Source organism: Acidovorax sp. KPB24-07 (assembly GCF_057543315.1).
Genome location: NZ_BAAJYS010000601.1, coordinates 1 through 1,545 on the forward strand (window position 1 = coordinate 1; position 1,545 = coordinate 1,545).

Annotated in this window: 2 protein-coding genes; both read right to left on the reverse strand. The window is 72.7% G+C overall.

Annotated elements, in window-relative coordinates; translation table 11 throughout:
* Window positions 1-1,123, reverse strand: a 1,123-nt coding sequence (gene pxpB / locus AC27IQ_RS24250) for a 5-oxoprolinase subunit PxpB (protein WP_487091094.1), incomplete at its 3' end; no start/stop codon positions are given.
* On the reverse strand, window positions 1,123-1,545 hold a 423-nt coding region (locus AC27IQ_RS24255; protein ID WP_487091095.1), incomplete at its 5' end, for a LamB/YcsF family protein. The genes pxpB and AC27IQ_RS24255, both read right to left, overlap by 1 nt.

The following is a 1,545-nucleotide window of genomic DNA, read 5'->3' on the forward strand; positions in this document are numbered from 1 at the left end:
GGGCCAGCGTGTCGGTGGCGCAGCTGCCCAGCACCGGCTGCACGGCAAAGCCGCCGCGCACCGCCACGTAGCAACGCGTGCCGGCCACCGGCTCGCCCACGGTGAGCGTGTCGCCGTCGCCCAGGGCGATGGGCTGGTAGTTCGGCACGGGCCAGCGCAGGCCGGCCGCGTTGGTGAGGGTCAGCGGCGCATCGGCACCGGTCACGGCCACGACGGTGTCGCCGCGGCTGCGCAACTGCAGGCCGCCGTTGACCGTCTCCAGGCAGGCGCCATCGGAGGCATTGCCGGCCAGGCGGTTGGCGGCCTTGCAGGCAGCCTGGTCCATGGCGCCCGAGGCCGACACGCCCTGGCCCGCCTGGCCGTGGCGGCCCACGTCCTGGAACAGGGTCTGCAGGCCGGCCAAGACCACTTCGAGCGCGGTGGCCGCCGGGGGCGCGGCGGGTGCCGGTGCGGGTTCAGCACCTTTTTGCCCGTCAGCGCATGTTTCACCAGGGCGTTCTGCTACATTTTTAGTAGCAATATCCACGAAGCGCACGCGGTCGCCGGGCTGCAGCAGCGCCGGCACCGGGCGCCCCAGGTCCCACATGGCCGTGGGCGTGGTGCCGATGATCTGCCAGCCGCCCGGGCTGGCCTGCGGATAGACGCCGCTGAAGGTGCCCGCCAGCCCCACCGCGCCGGCCGGAATGCGGGTGCGCGGCGTGGTGCGGCGCGGCACGTTCAGGCTGGGGTGGCCGCCGGTGAGGTAGCCGAAGCCCGGCGCGAAGCCGGTGAACGCCACGGTGTATTCGCTGCCCGTGTGGCGCGCGATCACCTCTTCGGGGGTGATGCCCAGCATGTGCGCCACTTCGGCCAGGTCTTCCCCGTCGTAGTGCACGGGGATCTCGATCAGCGTGGTGCTGCGCTCGGCCTGCGCGCTCACGTCGCGCCGGGCGATGGCGTCCACCAGCGCGGACAGCGACTGCACGGCGGGGCGGAAGTGGATGAGGATGGTGCGCGCGGCGGGCACCATTTCCTCGATGCCGTCGATGGGCTCGCGCCGCAGCGAGGCCAGCAGCGCCAGCGTCTGGTCGAGGTCGTCCAGCTCGACCATGACCGCATTCAGGTTGACGGGCAGAAAGCGCATCATGCGGGCTGCCCTGCGAACGACGTGATGGTCACGCCGGCCTGCTCGAAGCGCTGGCGCACCTGCTGCGCGATCGCGACGGCGTCGGGGCTGTCGCCGTGCACGCAGATCGAGTCGGCCCCGATGCGCACCTGGCTGCCGTCGATGGCCTCGATCACGCCGTCGGACACCAGGCGCAGCATGCGCTCGGCGATCAGCGCGGCGTCGTGCAGCACGGCGCCCTTTTCGCGGCGCGACACCAGCGTGCCGGCCGGGGTGTAGGCGCGGTCGGCAAAGGCTTCGGCCACCACGCGCAGGCCGGCGTCGCGCGCCCAGCCGATCAGCGGCGAGCCGGCCAGCGCCACCAGCACCAGGCGGTCGTCGATCTCGCGCAGGGCGGTGATCACGTCGCGCGCCTGGCGGGCGTCGTGGGCGATGGTGTT